A 19,560-nucleotide genomic window follows, 5' to 3' on the forward strand; every position below is an offset into this window, starting at 1 on the left:
GATCCATGAATGATGTCATCATTGCAATCATTGACGTCAATAAAAATGATAATCATTCTCAATTATATTGTCAATAGAATTATAGCGAGCGGTGAAAATTTTGCCTGCCCTTGCTTCGGAACCGTGATATAAAAAGGCTGCCGCTAGCGCAACAGCCGTTCGTGCTCGCCTTCGTGCATGCGAACATGAAGCTGGTTGTCTTTCTTTACCTTCACCTCATATTGCAGCTTCAAATGTTCAATGGAATGACATTTTCCCCGGGTGATCAAGGATAACGCACAAAAAAGCAGCCAGCCGACATAGTTCAGCCCTGCGTCCTCATGAGGACGGATAATACGGATTCGCTTCATATTCTTGCCTCCTCTAATTTATTCGTTACGTATCTCTTGATCCGAAATCGAAAGAGCCGTTAAGAGCCGTTACGACTCTATAATTATGTTCCGCCATCCTGCTCCAGAAGCCTGTCTCTTTCCTCAACGTTGGGATAGAGGGCATGAAATACAGGCACTCCCGCTCCTTCTTCATCATCATGCTGCCAAAGAATGGTCAACCACTCTTCAAAGCTGGGCAGGGTTGTAACGATCGACTTCGAACGCTGGCTTATAAAACCGAGTCTGTACTCGTCATTCGGAATCCCCTCTTCATATATGAACACCCAGTGGTCATTGGATAACGCAGCCGCATCGAACATCGTGAAGGACACAAGCCGACTGGCCTCCACCTTCTCTGTTAATCCGGCGACAGCTACCTGCTCGGGGAGGTCTGGCAGGATAACCTTCGTCATACAGATCTCCCCGCAAGGGGACTCGCTGCTGCACCCTCCTACCGGCTCGCTGTCCAGCAGAAACATCCCGTTAGAAAGCTCGCTCAGAAACATGCGGAACGATTGCGGCAGCGGCACGCCCAATCTTCCTTCCAGCTCTGTAATCTCTCGACTGTTATTCCGTGCACACCGGTCCACGTCAGGATAACGGGCATTGAATTGGCGGATAAAATCTTTAACATTCATAGCGTCGATCCCCCTATAAGGCAGTCTTCCTGATCCGTCTCGACTCCTTAATCCCACTCCCTCGATCATACTATATATCTGAGAATATTGTTATATATTGACATTTGAATTCGCTTTCATATAAAATGAACAAGAACACATCACTATACTTACATACAAGCTAAGGGCTATGCATTCCTTACCTTACCCCGGTATGGAACAACCCCGGTATCTCTATTAGAGACGCCGGGGTTTTTTATGTAGCCGAGATGAAGGAGGTGATCCCCAAAGCGACGGACAGGCCTGTTATCCCCAAGCATTGTATACGATGAGGAGGTATAGTATGAAAAGATTTATGAAACTAACAGCCGTATGGACACTCTGGTTATCCCTCACGCTGGGCCTTTTGAGCCCGGTCCACGCAGCCCCGGATACCTCGGTATCCAACAAGCAGAATTTCAGCACGGATGTCATATATCAGATCTTCACCGACCGGTTCTCGGACGGCAATCCGGCCAACAATCCGACCGGCGCGGCATTTGACGGATCATGTACGAATCTTCGCTTATACTGCGGCGGCGACTGGCAAGGCATCATCAACAAAATCAACGACGGTTATTTGACCGGCATGGGCATTACGGCCATCTGGATTTCACAGCCTGTCGAGAATATCTACAGCGTGATCAACTACTCCGGCGTCAATAATACGGCTTATCACGGCTACTGGGCGCGGGACTTCAAGAAGACCAATCCGGCCTACGGGACGATGCAGGACTTCAAAAACCTGATCGACACCGCGCATGCGCATAACATAAAAGTCATCATCGACTTTGCACCGAACCATACATCTCCGGCTTCTTCGGATGATCCTTCCTTTGCAGAGAACGGCCGCTTGTACGATAACGGCAACCTGCTCGGCGGATACACCAACGATACCCAAAATCTGTTCCACCATTATGGCGGCACGGATTTCTCCACCATTGAGAACGGCATTTATAAAAACCTGTACGATCTGGCTGACCTGAATCATAACAACAGCAGCGTCGATGTGTATCTGAAGGATGCCATCAAAATGTGGCTCGACCTCGGGGTTGACGGCATTCGCGTGGACGCGGTCAAGCATATGCCATTCGGCTGGCAGAAGAGCTTTATGTCCACCATTAACAACTACAAGCCGGTCTTCACCTTCGGCGAATGGTTCCTTGGCGTCAATGAGATTAGTCCGGAATACCATCAATTCGCTAACGAGTCCGGGATGAGCCTGCTCGATTTCCGCTTTGCCCAGAAGGCCCGGCAAGTGTTCAGGGACAACACCGACAATATGTACGGCCTGAAAGCGATGCTGGAGGGCTCTGAAGTAGACTATGCCCAGGTGAATGACCAGGTGACCTTCATCGACAATCATGACATGGAGCGTTTCCACACCAGCAATGGCGACAGACGGAAGCTGGAGCAGGCGCTGGCCTTTACCCTGACTTCACGCGGTGTGCCTGCCATCTATTACGGCAGCGAGCAGTATATGTCTGGCGGGAATGATCCGGACAACCGTGCTCGGATTCCTTCCTTCTCCACGACGACGACCGCATATCAAGTCATCCAAAAGCTCGCTCCGCTCCGCAAATCCAACCCGGCCATCGCTTACGGTTCCACACAGGAGCGCTGGATCAACAACGATGTGATCATCTATGAACGCAAATTCGGCAATAACGTGGCCGTTGTTGCCATTAACCGCAATATGAACACACCGGCTTCGATTACCGGCCTTGTCACTTCCCTCCCGCAGGGCAGCTATAACGATGTGCTCGGCGGAATTCTAAACGGCAATACGTTAACCGTGGGTGCTGGCGGTGCAGCTTCCAACTTTACTTTGGCTCCTGGCGGCACTGCTGTATGGCAGTACACAACCGATGCCACAGCTCCGATCATCGGCAATGTCGGCCCGATGATGGCCAAGCCAGGGGTCACGATTACGATTGACGGCCGCGGATTCGGCTCCGGCAAGGGAACGGTTTACTTCGGTACAACGGCAGTCACTGGCGCGGACATCGTAGCTTGGGAAGATACACAAATCCAGGTGAAAATCCCTGCGGTCCCTGGCGGCATCTATGATATCAGAGTTGCCAACGCAGCCGGAGCAGCCAGCAACATCTACGACAATTTCGAGGTGCTGACCGGAGACCAGGTCACCGTTCGGTTCGTAATCAACAATGCCACAACGGCGCTGGGACAGAATGTGTTCCTCACGGGCAATGTCAGCGAGCTGGGCAACTGGGATCCGAACAACGCGATCGGCCCGATGTATAATCAGGTCGTCTACCAATACCCGACTTGGTATTATGATGTCAGCGTTCCGGCAGGCCAAACGATTGAATTTAAATTCCTGAAAAAGCAAGGCTCCACTGTCACATGGGAAGGCGGCGCGAATCGAACCTTCACCACCCCAACCAGCGGCACGGCAACGGTGAATGTGAACTGGCAGCCTTAATAGTCACTTGCAAGGTAAGCAAGCGGCTCCGGGTAGAGACCCGGGACCGCTTGTTTACGTTATATGGGAAGGGTGCTGTAGGGTCTTGCCTCCACACGCACGATTCTTAAGGTGCAGTCACTGACCATAGAAGTACCCCCAGGATTTATCGATAAAATAAATGGAAACTCCTGCATTTCATCCCTTATAATTGATTAGAAAGGCCCATTTTTTAAGTTTGTATATATTTTATCGTGACGACAATGGTTCTTTAGATGACTACACATTAGACATCAATGAAGAAGGAGAACTTATAGTTGATCATACGAAATATAAAATCAAAGATAATGGAAGCTATGTTTTTGAGAAATTATACTCCGCGTTAACCAAGATAAGTGAAGAATGATCTTAGAAATACCATGAGGTGAACCCTATGAAGAAGACGGTATGGCTTGTTGTTATGGCGTTATGGCTGACAGTAGGATGCAGCAGCTCTAATAGAGAGGCGGCTATGGATTACTTTCTCTCGGATTCCAGCGATACCTATGTGATTCACTTATTTTACGAAGAGCGAACCCCGCTCGATATGGAGCTGCTTGACTATATGAACTCAAGCGATGAATTGCTGACCGTGATTAAAGGCATCCAGGTGTATGATGTGACGAGAGTGGATAACGAGAAAAGAGCCAAAAAAATAAAGGTCAAGAAATTCCCGACCATGTTAGTGACGAATGATAAAGGGATTGTTGTAGACACGCAGGATATTGAGGAGGTTAAGGCGTTTTTTGATCATATCGTCCGCGCCAAGTAAAGATCACGCCCCCCCATCGGCTGCCGGGCAGCGGACAGGCGCACAAGCACATAGGGGGCGTTGCGATAATGATCCGTGATGTAGTAGACAGCGGGATTGAGCTGCATGAAGAAATCCCGAATGACCATAACAACATGCAGCATCCCTCCATGCAACGGGGATTCGTTCATATCGGATAAAATTCGAACACAGATACCATTTACTTTAACCCTTGCCCTGTTGCCCGAATTTTAATTTTTCTTTTCATAAAAATGGCCACTTCTCCATCTGATACATCATCGTTCGTGTAATAGGATAGATCAATTCCTTCTATTTCAAATCCACATTTTCTATAGAACCTTATCGCATTCACATTGGTATTCTGCGTTTCCAGGTTGATAGCTCGGATTCCGTTTCCCTCTGCAAGACGTACTAATTCTTCCATCAACTGTCGACCCACAGACATTCTTCTATAGTCTTCTGCAACTTGAAAATGCCAAATCAATACGGTATTATTCCACTTTACCTCCTCAGCTATGACTACACCAACTAATGAAGTGCCTATATAGGCTCCTAATGAATATCCCTGGGGAGCAATCCTGCTATAAAGCTCCCAATCATCTTCACTGGCTGTGTATGCTTTATGATACGGTTCTTCAAGTTCAACCAGCTGAATGTCGATTATGGTTCTTTCTTCGCTATCAATTTTAGTTACCTTGTACTGTAGATGTGTTGCGTATCTACAATCCCCAAGCTCATGCTGCTCTTCAGATGTGAACTTATGAATTGGCTTCATGCATATGGCTTCGATTGGAATCACCCTTATCTAAATATTCGACGCTGCGGATGCATCCTAACGTTTAATAAACACAATCTTCACACCAACGACCTGATCCTGGGCATTAACCGCCTTATACACGCCGTACGCCCCGTCACCTATGCCGCTGCGCGAGACGGCCCCTCCATCCAGCACGCCGGCCTCTTCCCCGCTCTCGGTCATATCACAACAAGCGTAATACCAATCAGAGTCTGTATCGGAGCTGCCCGGTGCTGCTCCTGCATCCGGAATCCGGTACTTGCGAATATCAAAAATCCCCGCCTGCCCGCTATCCACCCCAACGACAAACGGACATTTGATCCATTCCAGATATTCGCCCTGTTCGGCAACAGATGGATGATATGCCGTCAGCTTAGCGTTAGCCTCGCCCCAGTCCGGGAGTTCGATCTTCTCCACCTCTGCGGACCACATGCCGTTCAGCACAGGCTCCACCGTACCTATGATCACGTTGCTTGTCGTCTCCAAATCATAGCAAGGATCGGCCACTACCAGTTGACCGGAATTCACTTCGAAATTACCCAGTTGAATGATCAACGAGGATACCTCCATTCACAATGTTGTTGTACATCTATTCTAGCATGCATCGAAGGCAGCGGATCAGCTTATTGAATACGCAAGGAAAATAGCCATGCTACTTATGTACCAGATTTCTGTTGTAAGGCATTGACCACGGGTGTATTCGTACAGTAAATTACTTATATACGTCATTTCCTGAATATGGAACACGTCTTGGAGGGTGAGTGTGATGGTGCCTACCGACTTCACGATCAGCACAGCGCTTTTACGATATATGGAGGAGAATCATGTGAGCATCTCTGCCTTTGCCGCAAAATCCGGAGTGAACTCGGGAACCCTCAGCCGATTCCTTCATGCACAGCTGCAGCTGTCTGTAGCAAGCCTGGACGCGATTACGCGTGCGATGGGCCTTGAGGAAGGGCACTTCTATGCGGCGTATGTACAAGAATCCACGGCCAACTGGAGAAGGCTCGGTCCTTATATCATCCGCTGTGCTGAAATAGGCAAGCTCGATTGTATCGAGCAGGCGGCAGGTATGCTGACAGAGCATCTGAGTTACTCCGATCAGCTATTTGATTGTGCAGAGGAACTGTATCATCAAGGATATGCCGAAGCAGCCCTCATCCTCTACACAAAAGTTGCCGAAAGTGAAAAGTATCAGCATTCGGAACGCTTGAGTTGGTGCCAGTATCGAATATTCACGTCTTCCCTAAATGCCGATCAGGAGCATAACCTGAACTGTGCTATTCAATTTGAGCCCTATGTCCGGCGGCTTCCGGAGGCTCTGCAATTGGACGGTCTGAAGGACCTGGCGAATATTCTGCTGTCTTTACGTAAGTGGGACAAGGCACGAGGGTATGCGCAGGAAATGGGACGCATCGCTAGAATGCGGTATAACGCCAAGCATCATGCTTCCAAGACGAAGAGAAGCGTGATCGAGCCGGCGAAGCCGTTATTTGGTTATATTTTATACTCGGACCTGATTCTAGGTTCTATTGCCGCTGAGCATGCCGATTATGAGCTGGCTCTGGAGTACGTATCCCGCTACGAGGAGCACAGCTGGGTTGTAGAAAGTGATGAGACTGCCGAAGACACCAAGCAGCAGTTTAAGGTGTGGGCGACGGCCAACCGCTATCTGTATCAGTTGATGATGGGAAAAGTAGAGGTTCTCGATGCCTACATGGCGTACATCTCTTCCCATGAGAACGAAACTCTTCGTGCTCTATTCAACATTGTGCAGGCTGCCAATAGGTATCAGTTTGAGATTGAGAGATATCTTGAGCCGAATGAACATCTTATCGCAGCGTTTCTTCAGGACAAAAGCGCCACCGGAACCTATACCGGCCAGATGATCGATGACGGCTTTGCCATTTTTCTGGCGGATGTCGGGGAGTATTATTTGCGACAGCAGAACACCTCGAAAGGCATCGGGTATTTATTAGACGCATTAGAGGTCTCCTATCAAATCCGCAATCCTGTCAACGTTATGAGATGTAAGACGATCCTGGAGCATCTTCGGTCCAAGTTAAGTCATGCCGATCTGGAGCGATATGAAGCGATACGACAAAGCCGCAGAAGCAGCGGAATGCTTGTGATTTAATCCATTTCTACATTTTCAGATGACAATGGGATTGCAACTTGAAGTTGAATTGTTTATTATGGATAACATAGATCTATAATAAAGACACCGCCGAGAAGAAAGGTGAAAAATCGCAGCCGTTCTTGAAAAGTACGGATTAATGATGATGTCAGCAAGTTCAGCCTTTTCGCGCCTCAATAATGGATATTGTAGATCTATAATTATAACGAATAAACAATTGGAGGCGACAACATGAATGAATTTTTTAATGCAGCTATATGGGAAAAAGCTTGGAAAAACGACGCCAACACCGTGATAAGCAAAATGAGAAAGGCCGGCATTGATCCTTCCAGATCTTTCGATCAGAAGGCCGAGGCATTCAACGAGCAATCGTTTAACGAAGAGGGACGGAAGCGGTCCAGGAGAATCATCAATTGGCTGGAAGGACAGGGCGTGCGGTTCGAGCATGCCTCAGTGTTGGATATCGGCGCCGCCTCGGGCGTGTTCACCGTGCCGTTTGCAGAGCGTGGAGCTGCGGTAACGGCCATTGAGACCTCCCCTCCGCTGATCGAATTGCTGGACTACAACATCGCGCATCTGACCAAACATCAAGTCAAGATTGTACCCGAGAGATTCGAGGATATCGACGTCGCGGCAAGAGGCTGGAATCAGGCATTCGATCTCGTCTTTGTCTCCATGTGTCCGGTTGTCCATGATTGGGATAGCGTGAACAAGATCCTCCAATGCGCCCGACAGTTCTGTTATATCAGCATGCCGGTAAATACGCACGAGCATAGCCTGGTGAATGAGATCTGGCCGCTCGTCACCGATCAGCCCCTCCATTCGAAACCTACGGAAATGGCATACTTGCTGCATCTGCTGTACTTGAAAGGTTACGCTTACGAATCGCTGATTACACGGGAAACGAAATCAAAGGAACTCTCCGCAGAAGAGGCGCTGGAAGAAGCGTTAACTTGGCTTCGTCATCATCGACTGCCTGTGGATGAGCGGATGCGAAAGATCATTGCCGACTATCTGGAGCAAGCCTATCCGTCTGGCAAGGTTGTTATCGAGGAAGGCGGACGATTTGGCAAAGTATTGATTCGATTGCAGGATCAGAACATGTACACCCGAGAGAACTGAGTGCTTATCGCGAAATTACTGAAGGACCGTTAAGCCCGAATCCCTTATTATCCGTGTGGGTACTGCACAGGTTGTTAAACGCCTGACGGGTATCCACACGTTCTCTTCATGACTCGCCATGAGCTTTAGCCTATCGTAACTGTCCTCTATGAAAAGTCCTTTTTATATTGTATGGCCATGTAAACTCCACCAGCTAAAAAGCCCAGCGAATATTTGAACAAGAAAAAGATGTTCCACATATACTCTTTGGGAAAAATCATGTCACATAGAATAATGGCCCACAGCATACAGTAACTGCTTTTCAAAAAGATTTTATTTGTCCGTTCGTCGTCTTGCCCAATCATCTTATGAAATACATAGACAAAAATCATACTACCAATAAGCAGTAATCCACCCACACCAATGAGAATATTCCAATTTCCCGGAGATTGTTCAGCCCAGGACTTTAAAGGTAAAAAAATTGCGTCGTGGATATCTGAGAAAAACTTACTTATCATTTTGATCATTTCCTTTCACGTAACTAAAAATATCGTTTACATCAACATTAAAAAACTCCGCAATTCGAAAAGCTAACAGCAGCGTCGGAACATAATTTCCTTTTTCCATGACGAAGATGGTTTGTTTGGAAACTCCGACCTTCTCAGCTAATTCTTGCTGAGACATTCTGGCAAGTACACGATATTCATAAACCTTGTTAGATATCGAATCACCAAAATCTTTCTTCATGACCATCACCTCTTGAAACAAATTATAAACTCACTTTTTATAAAAGTAAAGTATACTTATACAAAAGCGTTAAATAACTTTACTTTTGATTGGATTGCTTTGATACAACAAGAGCCCGAATGCAGAAAGAACCTGACGAAATTCATGATTTCGTCAGGTTCGTCAAAGCATTATTGGAGGTATAAAATTCAAGCATTATTGTGCGTACAATCGAAATGGAAAAATTTCAATACAGGTATTACATGGGTTTATTTGTGTTATTGTTGGATAATGGGTTCATTCGGCACTGGGTGTCCCCCCCACCACCAGTCAAGTATTGCTTACCATTATCCATGAATTTTATTTTTTATTACATCTATGTAGCCTTGATACGTCTCCTTCTGTTCATCGAACATCCAAATATCCGCTAAATTTATTAAGTCATTCTTTTCAACATTTTCAATCATTTTATCCAATTTACTCTTATATACTGAAAGTATATCCGAACTAACAGATGATAACTTTTCCATCAATTCCATTGAATCAATATCAGCATAGAACGGTGTATTCTGTTCATCAATCCTCTCAATAATTTCAAACGTCGCTAAATCTGTAAAAACATCCTGTCTAATACAACGGATCAAATCGAAGTTCGATAACTCACACAGACATTTACCTGTAATCTCCAAATGCCACACAGGTAGCGACATATCAGAAAAATTTGTTGCATTTTGTACTACACTTTCATAATCTTCATCAGTCAAATACTCTTTTAATGTCTTTTTTCTATTAATCATATACATTACTCCAATCATTATTTAGGTGGAAACACTCCGCCATGTGGACTAAACATAGTTTCAACTTTTTCCATTGTAGCGTTTACCTCATTCAACTTAGATGTGTAAAGTTGCCGAAGTTCATCATCTAAATTAGGCTTTTTAAGCATCCCTTCCCAACTTCTTTTTAAATCAACTAAACCACGATATGCATCAGAAACTTCTTGAGCATGATCATAATAACCTCCACCTGGTTTGGGAACAGGAGCGCCATCTAAGTCTCTCTGTGCTCCTTTTAAATCCATTTCGGTTAAATGCGAGTATGTTCTCTCCTGTTGGTTCAATGTAGCTCTTTGGCTAGTAGTAATTTTAGACTTTGCAACTTCTGATAAATCATCAACACTAGAGATTATCTTACCACCCTTACCCGTCCCCTCATCCCCCGACTTCCTACCGTCACCATCACCACTACTATTACCACCACTGTTGCCTCTACTTCCACGATCGCTGCCACCATTACCGCTACCGCTTCCACCACCATTTCCGCCGCCAAGATCATCATGCTTATTATTCCGCGGGCCTCCCCCTCTAAGTCCAGCACGGTTGAGGAGTGCGCCTCCAATGATCATTGCCGACTGTGTGCCCAGATACGTCGACCAGCCTCCTGCTGCTTCGACTTCTTGCATGGTGTCTTCCACGACTTTGTCACGGTACTCATTGCTGAATAGCATTCGGCCCGCCCATATCGCCGTGTCTCGAATATCCTCAGCCGTCCCAATAGTTGCATTATAGAGCATCGATTTCCCCGTTCCAAGCGGGTCCTCGAACAAGGAAATCGCCGTATCCTTTAGCGAGCTACCGAGCTGCATGGCCCCGATCTTCAGACCTTCCCAGAACTCCCCGGCCTCATGCTGCACTGCATTCCAGGATTCCTCAACTTTTCTCCCGGCATTATCTACAGCCCCATAACCTGCCGGCCCTCTCATCATAGGAAACGCTCCCAGCGTATGCCCAGCAACCTGGATCGGTTGTACCCGCTCATCTGCGGCCTTAAAACGCTGTGCGATGGCTTTAAGCTCCAAGCTGGTCCGCTGGATATGCTCGGTCGTCTGCGTCATCTCCCGATGCGCCTTCTGGAAATCCGCATAAAAACGGGACCTCGTCGTCCCTTCCCAACCAGACGCCAGCGTATGGATGCTCTGATTCAACGTATGGATCATACTTTCGAGCTGTCCAGCCGCCTGGCCGAACTGTTCTCCTACCTTCAGCAGCACTTCAGGCGGAACTAGAATTCTCGTCATCGCTAACCCTCTCTATTAACCACGAAGCATTTGTCACGATCATACTTAGATTAATGATTTTACTCTAATTCAATTATATGGAAAAGGTTCAAGAGGCCTTCGATCAGTCCTATAAAATCCGATGATCCCTGCAGGTGTTTATGATCTCATAGTCATAATGGGGAGGGGATATATGCGAAACAGGGGGAGCGGTACTGTCCATTACAAAAGAAAAAAACTTCTTCCACCAACGATATTAGCTATGAAACCAGAACCTTCACAAAATGGATAAGTATTTCGCCCATGATTCCCGTCCTGCTTGCCAGCGCTGGCTATCTGTTTGACAACGCTGTGGCCGAGGCCACATACAAGATCATGAAAACAGAGTCTGTGAACCAGATGACCTTCCACAAGACGGTCACCTGGAATTGGATATTATATGATTACGTCAACTGGTTCAACAAGGATCGCATCCATGGAACTTTAGGCTATATGAGCCTGTTCAGTATCGACAATAAGCCCTTAATATTGTCTGATTTACTGTCGACAAATCAGATGATGGGTTGGTTGCAAGAAAAGTCAGCAGCTTAACAAAGAACCAGCACATTCACGGTGCTGGCTTTTACCTTAATTCAATTAATATTGTCTCGCACTAACATTAAAATCTAAAGAGTGACCCGTTTTACTGAACACATAGATTTTATAAGTATTTGCTACTGACGTGTAGATATAAGAAGTTTTTTGTTCCCCAACATCAAAGGGAATTTCGAAGACTTCTACTCCATTTTTGTAGATCTTCATATAGATTTTGGCGCTGCTATAGTTCTTTATCCACACATTTACATTCTCCCCATTAGAAGGGTTGACAGTAAAGGTGTTTTCATATGCAGGAAGGCCAGTATAACGGAACGGCGAAATTAGTTGAACGTCGAACGGGGTAATGATAGGCCCTTCGCCTTCTCCGGGATTCTCTGTTTCAACAACAGGTGACTGAGAAGGGATTGGTGCTTCATCAGTAAACGCTGCAATAAAACTACTCAGTGAAAGAGCAAACGCAATTGGAACTACGGCTAAATTAAATCTTTTCAGCACTTCACAATCTCCTTTACATCTCTTTCATAAATAGGTTCATATATATAACGCTTTGTGATCTGAGTTAGTTGTTGGCCAAGATGACTGAGTGACGAGCACTCGATCAAGATTATACTAATTACTCTAAGGTTACACTATCACTTCTAAATGTCATTATTTTTATATCTCCTTCACCTTCAAAGACGATTTTTATGTCTTTCGACGTTGTAGAAATATCCACATCCCTACAACGGATCTCCAAGATTGAATCGGAATCTACCGTATCATTTGTTGCATCTAAATGATAACTATGTACATTTTCAAAAGTAACCTTAATTACTTTCATTTCATCTTCCTCAGGACTGTAATTTTTTTGTCTCCAATTACAGAGATCGATATCGAGAACTAGTTTCTCGCCGTTAATACTAATATTTTCTAACAGGCTGTCATGCAGATCGTATTCTTCAATAAAAGTAGCTATTTTCATACTTACTCACCGTCCTTTATTACAATAGGAGAAGCTTTGGAACCACACTGGATTTCCATCAATATCAATATAATAATGGTGTCTTTGTTCTTATGTTGTTGATCATGTTGCTCATGGCTTTACCCGAACCCTCATCCCCCGACTTCTTACCACCACGATCGCCGCTATCATCACCGCCACCGCTACCGCTGCCATTACAGGCACCATTATGTTAGATGGCAAGCAGTACCCATTTACACGGGGTGCTACGTTAGCTGCTTTAAGTGTTATTGGTTGAGAGATGGATTCATTCGTTGTCATCCTTCTACCAACGAAAAAACCTTGAAAGGCGTGGAGCCAATCAAGGATCATGATAAAAATTACTCGTTATCATCTTCCACTACAGGAACAAAGGGAGATAAGAACATATCTTCTTTTAGTTGTATATTACCACGGGCTAAAACAAAGACTTTAAACTGATTATCGTAGCCTTCGATATCTTCATCGTCCCTTGTATAAAGCAAGCCGTAGGAACCCGGTGCTTGGTCCGCGATGAATTGATAAAGCTTAATGACTTCCTCTGCTTCAGAAGTTTTACGATTCAAGAATCCGCCTACGGAAAGATAATAGTTGCCGTTAGCAGGATACAATTTTAGAAGTCCACTACTCCAATTTAACTCTGAAATAAAGCTCTGTATGTTCTTTATAATCAATTCTAAACTACCTGCATCAGCTTCTGCTGTTGTCTCATGGATAGTAGCCCAACCGTGAAATTCATACATTGTTATCACCTATTTCAAAGGTTTTGTATCAATTATAACTTCAATTCCATATCTACTGCTATACTCATTCAACTTATCAATTACGGATTGAGCAGGTTGCCCCTCAAAATGATAGTAAACCTTTCTTCCCGTTTCCTGTGCAGCCTCAAAAGTAGCCTTCATTTGATCACGGATACTTTTGTTTACTGTTTGAAGTGCTGGTTTTGATTGAGCAACATACTGGTCACTAATAGCGTCAAACTCTCTGTGAGCGGGGTCATTGGAGAACTTCACACGGGACTGTCCGCCGATTCTACCAGCTAATGCATCTGCTGCCGCATCAGGTTTATTTACAACCTCCAGATTTCCTGAATAGCGACCTACATCACCCATCCCCACATCCCCCGACTTCTTACCGTCACCATGACTGCTACTATTACCACCACTGTTGCCGCCACCGCCACGATCGCTGCCACCATTACCGCTACCGCTTCCACTACCACCACTATTTCCGCCGCCAAGATCATCATGCTTATTATTCCGTGGGCCTCCCCCTCTAAGTCCAGCACGGTTGAGGAGTGCGCCTCCAATGATCATTGCCGACTGTGTTCCCAGATACGTCGACCAGCCACCTGCCGCTTCAACTTCTTGCATGGTGTCTTCCACGACTTTGTCACGGTACTCATTGCTGAATAGCATTCGGCCCGCCCATATCGCCGTGTCTCGAATGTCCTCGGCCGTCCCAATCGTTGCATTATAGAGCATCGATTTCCCTGTTCCAAGCGGGTCCTCGAACAAGGAGATTGCCGTATCCTTTAGCGAGCTACCGAGCTGGATGGCCCCGATCTTCAGACCTTCCCAGAACTCCCCGGCCTCATGCTGCACTGCATTCCAGGATTCCTCAACTTTTCTCCCGGCATTATCTACAGCCCCATAACCTGCCGGCCCTCTCATCATAGGGAATGCTCCCAGCGTATGTCCAGCAACCTGGATCGGTTGTACCCGCTCATCTGCGGCCTTAAAACGCTGTGCGATGGCTTTAAGCTCCAAGCTGGTCCGCTGGATATGCTCCGTCGTCTGCGTCATCTCCCGATGCGCCCTCTGGAAATCCGCATAAAAACGGGACCTCGTCGTCCCTTCCCAACCAGACGCCAGCGTATGGATGCTCTGATTCAACGTATGGATCATACTTTCGAGCTGTCCAGCCGCCTGGCCGAACTGTTCCCCTACCTTCAGCAGCACTTCAGGCGGAACTAGAATTCTCGTCATCGCTAACCCTCTCCATCAACCACAATGCATTTGTCACGATCATACTTAGATTAATGATTTTACTCTAATTCAATTATATGGAAAAGGTTCCAGAGGCCTTCGATCAGTCCTATAAATCCGATGATCCCTGCAGGTGTTTATGATCTCATAGTCACAATGGGGAAGGGATATATGCGAAACAGGGGGAGCGGCACTGTCCATCACAAAAAAGAAAAACTGAAACTTATTCTACCAGCATAACGTTTATTCTATGATGGATATTAGCTATAAAATCAGAACCTGCATAGCCCAGCAAGTGGAAGACCCTCGCGTTTGTATGGTATTGGAAAGGAGTTGGAAAGAATGGAGCCACGACTCAATTCAAGGAACCTTAAATTTCGTAACAAGATAAATAAAAAGAAATGGATTATGATTTCACTCATCATTCTCGTCCTTCTTGCTGCTACTGGCTATCTGTTTAGAAAAGAACTATCTGTACTTGTCTTTAATACGCTGCTTAAAGATGACGTTAAAACCATTTTAGACAAATCGTATAAGCCCGTAGGTTATGAAAAAAACAAACCCCAAGCATTCGAAGGCGAGCCTTTCTCCTTGCTGCTTCTCGGAGTTGATCAGCGTGATAAGGAGCCCAGCAGGTCAGATACCGTCATCTATTCTGTCATTCGCCCTAAAGATAACAAGGTATTACTCGTCTCCATCCCCCGGGATTCTTATACGGATATCATTGGGAGAGATGTTCAATCTAAAATCAACTCCGCCTATGCCCACGGTGGAGCCAAAATGGCGATCGACACCGTTGAGCACTTACTGAACCATAAAGTCGATTATTACGGGGCCATCAACTTTCATGGGGTTATTGATATCGTGGACGCCGTTGGCGGCGTAGAACTCCCTATTACTGAAGTCATTGAGAATAAAAATCCGAATCACGAACCATTAAGAATAGAGCCCAATAAACCGGTATATGATGGCCAAGATGCTTTAAGTTATGTCCGTTACCGTGAGGATTCTGATTTTAAACGTACCGAGCGTCAACGTATTTTTATTAAGGCTCTCATGGGGAAATTTTTGGAGTTGAAAAATATCACAAAGGTTCCGGAGTTAATGGAAATTGCCGGTTCTAACTTTACCACAAATATGGATCCTGATTTTATTTTGGATTTAGCTGAAGCCGTACTTCTAAACGACACGCCGCCTGATTTTGAAAATTATATGTTACAAGGTAAGGGAACTATGCGGGGAACCGTCTGGTATTATGACCTTGATGCAGCGGATCTCGAATATACACAGGATCTTATATCGAATTGGTTAAATAACGGAACTGATCCAGGAGAGCTTATTCATCCTAAGGAAATGAATTAGGTGCCGCGATAAAGTAAAAGAGTAAACTCTCTCTAGAATCTTTGAGGAGAAACCAGATTTAGGGAAAAGAAATAGGTCGCTATCTTAACCGTTAGCGGCCTGTTGCTGATGTCCATGTTACGTATCTTTTTCAAGCTATTGTCTTCGTTTAATTTCTATGTTCTCTAAAGTCATACTTATCTGTATTTACATCCAGCTTCCTGCCGTTAACAAGGATTGTGCTCTCGTCCATCCACTCCACGTAAGCTTCCTCAACTCTGTATTCCCAATAGATATTTTTCGTTTTACCATTAAGATTGTTTATTAACTCCCCTCTCACAGCAAAGGCGCCCGTTGCTCCCCCCGCATTTACTAGATATGCGTTAAAAGTAAACTTATTATTAGGTGAGTCAGAGCTCATGATTAAATCTCCTTTAGGGAGTAGGAGCAAAGTAAAGGTTGATAGGTAGAAGTATATAGCGATAATGATAACTAGTAAGATCGTTATTCGTAGGCCCCAACGTTTCTTGTTCATTACATATGTTCTCCCATTATATAAATGATATCCAGGAGTGATCTTGTAGATCAAATGTTTCGTAGTTGCAAAAGTAGCCGTCGCGGAGCTTAGTTTGCACTGTCTTTAGGACGGTCTTCTTAATAAGGTGGAATGATTATGAGCAACCATAACTTAAACATAAGTAAGCTTATAAACAATATAGTTTATCAACGGATCGTCATTCCTTTGGGGCTAACAAGGATTTTATTGATCCTATTGTTAAGGATTTTTATCTGAGAGAGAGCCTTTCAAATTCATGGGGAACCATAGAAACCATAGAATATGAAATTATAATTGATGAATTTATTAAAAAGACAGCTAAATCCAATAGCGCCGTGGAAGATGATAGGTTGTGGAACCTTTTTTGAGGAAACTCATTTAAATAATGAAGGTATGATGATTCTGGCTCCTAAAAACTAGACTTTCAGCGATAATCTATTGAATATTTCTCGATATGCAGATAGGATAATTCTAACAGTGAACATAACAAACCAACATATAAGAGCAATTGAAATTAGATAGTTATTTGGAATCGGCTACATTTAGGTCGGTCTCCATATCTAAAAGTAAGAACCTTGAAAGGCACGAAGCCAATCAAGGTTGATTATTATTATATCTTTTCAATCGAAATTGAAGTGCAAAGTATTTCTGCGTTAAGAGGGGGCATTAAAATTTTGCAATTTAGTAAACGATGCCCCTCACTCAGCACATCTGTGACTTCGATATCTTGAAGAAAATAAGGAATTTGTGGTCTAGTCAACTCTCTTAAAGGCATTATCCTATCATCGGCACTTGTAACAAATGAAAAACTAGAGCACCCCATAAAGGACAGCTTGACGTTAAACTCTGTGTCCTCAAACACAAGCGTTATTTCATCACCAAAAAAACTCGAATCAAACTTTAATACTCTAGCATCCCAGTAGTGCATTGCCTCAATTTCGGATAGAATTTTTTCAGCATTCACGCTAATCACCTCACTTTTTATATGGGATATGAGCATCAGGGCTTTTTCTGTCAACAACATTCAGGTTTACATCAATTGGATTACCACTTTCATCAAACAAATGAACATGGTCATACTTTGTAACCTTATCAGGTGGGTCGATTTTCATTCGGACGTTTCCATTAGCATCTCTAATGTGAACGAAACCATTGTTCTCAGTATACTTCCAATCCTTCGGCAAGCTATCTAAGATTTCTTGCTTTGACATGTTAGGTATGTTTTCAGTATTAATTTTACCTGCAAAGTTCCCTACAGTATCACCCTTTCCCTCATTCCCCGGCTTTCTACCGTCACCATCACCACTATTATTGCCACCTCCACGATCGCTGCCACCATTACCGCTACCGCTTCCACCACTATTTCCGCCGCCAAGATCATCATGCTTATTATTCCGCGGGCCTCCCACTCTAAGTCCAGCACGGTTGAGGAGTGCGCCTCCAATGATCATTGCCGACTGCGTTCCAAGATACGTCGACCAGCCTCCTGCCGCTTCGACTTCTTGCATGGTGTCTTCCACGACTTTGTCACGGTACTCATTGCTAAATAGCATTCGGCCCGCCCATATCGCCGTGTCTCGAATATCCTCGGCCGTCCCAATAGTTGCATTATAGAGCATCGATTTCCCCGTTCCAAGCGGGTCCTCGAACAAGGAGATTGCCGTATCCTTTAGCGAGCTACCGAACTGCATGGCCCCGATCTTCAGACCTTCCCAGAACTCCCCGGCCTCATGCTGCACTGCATTCCAGGATTCCTCAACTTTTCTCCCGGCATTATCTACAGCCCTATAACCTGCCGGCCCTCTCATCATAGGGAATGCTCCCAGCGTATGCCCAGCAACCTGGATTGGTTGTACCCGCTCATCTGCGGCCTTAAAACGCTGTGCGATGGCTTTAAGCTCCAAGCTGGTCCGTTGGATATGCTCGGTCGTCTGCGTCATCTCCCGATGCGCCCTCTGGAAATCCGCATAAAAACGGGACCTCGTCGTCCCTTCCCAACCAGACGCCAGCGTATGGATGCTCTGATTCAACGTATGGATCATACTTTCGAGCTGTTCATGTGCATTGGAACATTGCGCTGCAACCCGCAGCAGCATCTCTGGTGTGACCAAAATTCTACTCATAACAACCTCTCCATCTTGCTTCCGGGATGAATCCCGATTCCGATCATCGTTAGCTTTAATATTTTACTTCATTACAATTATATGGAAAAGGTTCTGTAGGCCTTGCTATGTCACTTTAAGACTAGGATCTTTTACTCAGTTAGTAACGGGACTTTATTACGAGGACGTTCGCCATCCTATAATCATTGTTATAGGAATTGTAAGAGAATGGACTCACGGCCTAGGTCAAGAATTTCTAAATACCGTAAAAAGTGAGGAATGCTCTGTACTTGTCCTTAACAAGTCCTATATTTTATAACGGATTGATAAGGTTCATAGGGCAATTCTAGTAGTCTGGATATTTGAAGAAGGAGTTCATCCGCTCTACTCATCAGGTTCATTAGATGTGTAGGCTCCATTTTACTAATAAGAGTGCTCTCCTGTGATAAAAAGGATAAAGAATGTATAAATATCAACGCCTCCACATTCATTCCGGAGGCTCCGGGGAACATCCGCAGTATATCTTCTAGTAAAATGTTTGAAACCGGCTGTCTTCCCTCCACTTTAATATATAATGCATTTAACATGGATTTTAATGCCCTGGTACATAACAACAAACTGACATAGAGCAGGTTCTTATCCAAGAAATGCTTGGATAATTTCATATATTCTTGAGAGCAGCTGGTATGAAGTAGAATCGTATCTTGGTAAGAACAACTCCCCCTTATATGTTGGGAGGACAGATTTACACTTAAATCGGCTTCACTGATCACCACTGACTTCATATTCCCTTCACACCCTTTCACTAAAGAACATGATTTAGTAATCTTAATTATTGTTTTCCAGTAACTGTATTCTATCATCACAACTATAATGTAGGCAATAGCCTACAGAAATTCCCTTATAGAACGACAT

The 19,560-nt window shown here is 44.9% G+C and carries 22 protein-coding genes; 6 read left to right on the forward strand and 16 right to left on the reverse strand.

What is annotated here, in order from left to right; translation table 11 throughout:
• Nucleotides 1–143: 143 nt before the first annotated feature.
• Together MKX64_RS03855 and MKX64_RS03860 are read right to left on the reverse strand one after the other, a co-directional pair.
• Nucleotides 144–350 (reverse strand): hypothetical protein, encoded by a 207-nt coding sequence (locus MKX64_RS03855; RefSeq protein WP_341035360.1) that lies wholly within the window; start codon nt 348–350, stop codon nt 144–146.
• Between the two features lie 83 nt (nt 351–433).
• Complete coding sequence (locus tag MKX64_RS03860) at nt 434–1,009, reverse strand: hypothetical protein (RefSeq protein WP_155618669.1); 576 nt, start codon at nt 1,007–1,009, stop codon at nt 434–436.
• 322 nt (nt 1,010–1,331) lie between these two features.
• Between MKX64_RS03860 and MKX64_RS03865 the strand changes: the two genes are divergently transcribed.
• Nucleotides 1,332–3,473, forward strand: a complete 2,142-nt coding sequence (locus tag MKX64_RS03865; protein ID WP_095399009.1) for an alpha-amylase family glycosyl hydrolase — start codon at nt 1,332–1,334, stop codon at nt 3,471–3,473.
• A gap of 412 nt (nt 3,474–3,885) precedes the next feature.
• Nucleotides 3,886–4,263: a hypothetical protein gene (locus MKX64_RS03870; protein ID WP_341035361.1), complete on the forward strand. Its 378-nt coding sequence runs from the start codon at nt 3,886–3,888 to the stop codon at nt 4,261–4,263.
• On the opposite strand, the gene MKX64_RS03875 is transcribed toward MKX64_RS03870, so the two are convergent.
• From MKX64_RS03875 to MKX64_RS03885, 3 genes are read right to left on the reverse strand one after another with little or no spacing between them, the layout of a single operon-like run.
• Complete coding sequence (locus MKX64_RS03875) at nt 4,242–4,406, reverse strand: hypothetical protein (protein WP_155618672.1); 165 nt, start codon at nt 4,404–4,406, stop codon at nt 4,242–4,244. The two genes, MKX64_RS03870 and MKX64_RS03875, sit on opposite strands and share 22 nt — an antisense overlap.
• Before the next feature lie 56 nt (nt 4,407–4,462).
• A complete protein-coding gene (locus MKX64_RS03880; RefSeq protein ID WP_341035362.1) occupies nt 4,463–5,038 on the reverse strand; it encodes a GNAT family N-acetyltransferase in 576 nt (191 codons plus the stop codon).
• Nucleotides 5,039–5,095: 57 nt separating this feature from the next.
• Nucleotides 5,096–5,614 carry a DUF4241 domain-containing protein gene (locus MKX64_RS03885; RefSeq protein WP_095267286.1) on the reverse strand — a complete coding sequence of 173 codons (519 nt, stop codon included), beginning with the start codon at nt 5,612–5,614 and terminating at the stop codon, nt 5,096–5,098.
• Nucleotides 5,615–5,825: 211 nt separating this feature from the next.
• Here MKX64_RS03885 and MKX64_RS03890 point away from each other — a divergent pair, with 211 nt between their 5' ends.
• Complete coding sequence (locus MKX64_RS03890) at nt 5,826–7,196, forward strand: helix-turn-helix domain-containing protein (RefSeq protein ID WP_341036237.1); 1,371 nt, start codon at nt 5,826–5,828, stop codon at nt 7,194–7,196.
• Between the two features lie 231 nt (nt 7,197–7,427).
• Nucleotides 7,428–8,318 carry a class I SAM-dependent methyltransferase gene (locus MKX64_RS03895; RefSeq protein WP_341035363.1) on the forward strand — a complete coding sequence of 297 codons (891 nt, stop codon included), beginning with the start codon at nt 7,428–7,430 and terminating at the stop codon, nt 8,316–8,318.
• Between the two features lie 146 nt (nt 8,319–8,464).
• Here the strand turns inward: MKX64_RS03895 and MKX64_RS03900 are convergent, their stop codons facing one another.
• The 4 genes from MKX64_RS03900 to MKX64_RS03915 all read right to left on the reverse strand — a co-directional run bounded on the left by MKX64_RS03900 (nt 8,465) and on the right by MKX64_RS03915 (nt 11,100).
• Nucleotides 8,465–8,815 (reverse strand): DUF2178 domain-containing protein, encoded by a 351-nt coding sequence (locus MKX64_RS03900; protein ID WP_095399004.1) that lies wholly within the window; start codon nt 8,813–8,815, stop codon nt 8,465–8,467.
• Nucleotides 8,805–9,044, reverse strand: a complete 240-nt coding sequence (locus tag MKX64_RS03905) for a helix-turn-helix transcriptional regulator (RefSeq protein ID WP_095267282.1) — start codon at nt 9,042–9,044, stop codon at nt 8,805–8,807. Before MKX64_RS03905 ends, MKX64_RS03900 begins: the two co-directional genes overlap by 11 nt.
• Nucleotides 9,045–9,370: 326 nt before the next feature.
• Entirely contained in the window at nt 9,371–9,820 is a 450-nt protein-coding gene (locus tag MKX64_RS03910; protein WP_341035364.1) for a contact-dependent growth inhibition system immunity protein, read from the reverse strand.
• Between the two features lie 17 nt (nt 9,821–9,837).
• Nucleotides 9,838–11,100 carry a WXG100 family type VII secretion target gene (locus tag MKX64_RS03915; RefSeq protein ID WP_341035365.1) on the reverse strand — a complete coding sequence of 421 codons (1,263 nt, stop codon included), beginning with the start codon at nt 11,098–11,100 and terminating at the stop codon, nt 9,838–9,840.
• 282 nt (nt 11,101–11,382) lie between these two features.
• Between MKX64_RS03915 and MKX64_RS03920 the strand changes: the two genes are divergently transcribed.
• Nucleotides 11,383–11,670, forward strand: coding sequence for an IS3 family transposase (locus MKX64_RS03920; RefSeq protein WP_341035366.1), 288 nt, complete (start codon nt 11,383–11,385; stop codon nt 11,668–11,670).
• 45 nt (nt 11,671–11,715) lie between these two features.
• Here MKX64_RS03920 and MKX64_RS03925 read toward each other — a convergent pair whose 3' ends face one another.
• The 4 genes from MKX64_RS03925 to MKX64_RS03940 all read right to left on the reverse strand — a co-directional run bounded on the left by MKX64_RS03925 (nt 11,716) and on the right by MKX64_RS03940 (nt 14,646).
• Nucleotides 11,716–12,171: a hypothetical protein gene (locus tag MKX64_RS03925; protein WP_095399389.1), complete on the reverse strand. Its 456-nt coding sequence runs from the start codon at nt 12,169–12,171 to the stop codon at nt 11,716–11,718.
• Between the two features lie 118 nt (nt 12,172–12,289).
• On the reverse strand, nt 12,290–12,637 hold the full coding sequence (locus MKX64_RS03930) for a hypothetical protein (RefSeq protein ID WP_341035367.1): 348 nt from the start codon (nt 12,635–12,637) through the stop codon (nt 12,290–12,292).
• 359 nt (nt 12,638–12,996) lie between these two features.
• Nucleotides 12,997–13,398: an Imm7 family immunity protein gene (locus MKX64_RS03935; RefSeq protein WP_095399387.1), complete on the reverse strand. Its 402-nt coding sequence runs from the start codon at nt 13,396–13,398 to the stop codon at nt 12,997–12,999.
• A gap of 9 nt (nt 13,399–13,407) precedes the next feature.
• Nucleotides 13,408–14,646 carry a WXG100 family type VII secretion target gene (locus MKX64_RS03940; RefSeq protein ID WP_341035368.1) on the reverse strand — a complete coding sequence of 413 codons (1,239 nt, stop codon included), beginning with the start codon at nt 14,644–14,646 and terminating at the stop codon, nt 13,408–13,410.
• Nucleotides 14,647–14,988: 342 nt separating this feature from the next.
• On the opposite strand from MKX64_RS03940, the gene MKX64_RS03945 reads away from it, so the two are divergent.
• Nucleotides 14,989–16,008, forward strand: a complete 1,020-nt coding sequence (locus MKX64_RS03945; protein WP_095399343.1) for an LCP family protein — start codon at nt 14,989–14,991, stop codon at nt 16,006–16,008.
• 148 nt (nt 16,009–16,156) lie between these two features.
• Here MKX64_RS03945 and MKX64_RS03950 read toward each other — a convergent pair whose 3' ends face one another.
• The 3 genes from MKX64_RS03950 to MKX64_RS03960 all read right to left on the reverse strand — a co-directional run bounded on the left by MKX64_RS03950 (nt 16,157) and on the right by MKX64_RS03960 (nt 18,666).
• Nucleotides 16,157–16,522, reverse strand: coding sequence for a DUF5412 domain-containing protein (locus tag MKX64_RS03950; protein WP_341035369.1), 366 nt, complete (start codon nt 16,520–16,522; stop codon nt 16,157–16,159).
• A gap of 631 nt (nt 16,523–17,153) precedes the next feature.
• Nucleotides 17,154–17,507 carry a hypothetical protein gene (locus MKX64_RS03955; RefSeq protein ID WP_341035370.1) on the reverse strand — a complete coding sequence of 118 codons (354 nt, stop codon included), beginning with the start codon at nt 17,505–17,507 and terminating at the stop codon, nt 17,154–17,156.
• A 10-nt stretch (nt 17,508–17,517) separates the two neighbouring features.
• On the reverse strand, nt 17,518–18,666 hold the full coding sequence (locus tag MKX64_RS03960) for a WXG100 family type VII secretion target (RefSeq protein ID WP_341035371.1): 1,149 nt from the start codon (nt 18,664–18,666) through the stop codon (nt 17,518–17,520).
• Nucleotides 18,667–19,560: the final 894 nt, after the last annotated feature.

The organism is Paenibacillus sp. FSL M8-0334 (assembly GCF_038000405.1).
GTDB classification, from domain to species: Bacteria; Bacillota; Bacilli; order Paenibacillales; family Paenibacillaceae; genus Paenibacillus_AQ; species Paenibacillus_AQ campinasensis.

Coding starts and splice junctions, on each gene's coding strand:
- MKX64_RS03855 (WP_341035360.1), bottom strand. CDS start 350: ATGAAGCGAATCCGTATTATCCGTCCTCATGAGGACGCAGGGCTGAAC.
- MKX64_RS03860 (WP_155618669.1), bottom strand. CDS start 1,009: ATGAATGTTAAAGATTTTATCCGCCAATTCAATGCCCGTTATCCTGAC.
- MKX64_RS03865 (WP_095399009.1), top strand. CDS start 1,332: ATGAAAAGATTTATGAAACTAACAGCCGTATGGACACTCTGGTTATCC.
- MKX64_RS03870 (WP_341035361.1), top strand. CDS start 3,886: ATGAAGAAGACGGTATGGCTTGTTGTTATGGCGTTATGGCTGACAGTA.
- MKX64_RS03875 (WP_155618672.1), bottom strand. CDS start 4,406: ATGCTGCATGTTGTTATGGTCATTCGGGATTTCTTCATGCAGCTCAAT.
- MKX64_RS03880 (WP_341035362.1), bottom strand. CDS start 5,038: ATGAAGCCAATTCATAAGTTCACATCTGAAGAGCAGCATGAGCTTGGG.
- MKX64_RS03890 (WP_341036237.1), top strand. CDS start 5,826: ATGGTGCCTACCGACTTCACGATCAGCACAGCGCTTTTACGATATATG.
- MKX64_RS03895 (WP_341035363.1), top strand. CDS start 7,428: ATGAATGAATTTTTTAATGCAGCTATATGGGAAAAAGCTTGGAAAAAC.
- MKX64_RS03900 (WP_095399004.1), bottom strand. CDS start 8,815: ATGATAAGTAAGTTTTTCTCAGATATCCACGACGCAATTTTTTTACCT.
- MKX64_RS03905 (WP_095267282.1), bottom strand. CDS start 9,044: ATGAAGAAAGATTTTGGTGATTCGATATCTAACAAGGTTTATGAATAT.
- MKX64_RS03910 (WP_341035364.1), bottom strand. CDS start 9,820: ATGATTAATAGAAAAAAGACATTAAAAGAGTATTTGACTGATGAAGAT.
- MKX64_RS03915 (WP_341035365.1), bottom strand. CDS start 11,100: ATGACGAGAATTCTAGTTCCGCCTGAAGTGCTGCTGAAGGTAGGAGAA.
- MKX64_RS03920 (WP_341035366.1), top strand. CDS start 11,383: ATGATTCCCGTCCTGCTTGCCAGCGCTGGCTATCTGTTTGACAACGCT.
- MKX64_RS03930 (WP_341035367.1), bottom strand. CDS start 12,637: ATGAAAATAGCTACTTTTATTGAAGAATACGATCTGCATGACAGCCTG.
- MKX64_RS03935 (WP_095399387.1), bottom strand. CDS start 13,398: ATGTATGAATTTCACGGTTGGGCTACTATCCATGAGACAACAGCAGAA.
- MKX64_RS03940 (WP_341035368.1), bottom strand. CDS start 14,646: ATGACGAGAATTCTAGTTCCGCCTGAAGTGCTGCTGAAGGTAGGGGAA.
- MKX64_RS03945 (WP_095399343.1), top strand. CDS start 14,989: ATGGAGCCACGACTCAATTCAAGGAACCTTAAATTTCGTAACAAGATA.
- MKX64_RS03950 (WP_341035369.1), bottom strand. CDS start 16,522: ATGAACAAGAAACGTTGGGGCCTACGAATAACGATCTTACTAGTTATC.
- MKX64_RS03960 (WP_341035371.1), bottom strand. CDS start 18,666: ATGAGTAGAATTTTGGTCACACCAGAGATGCTGCTGCGGGTTGCAGCG.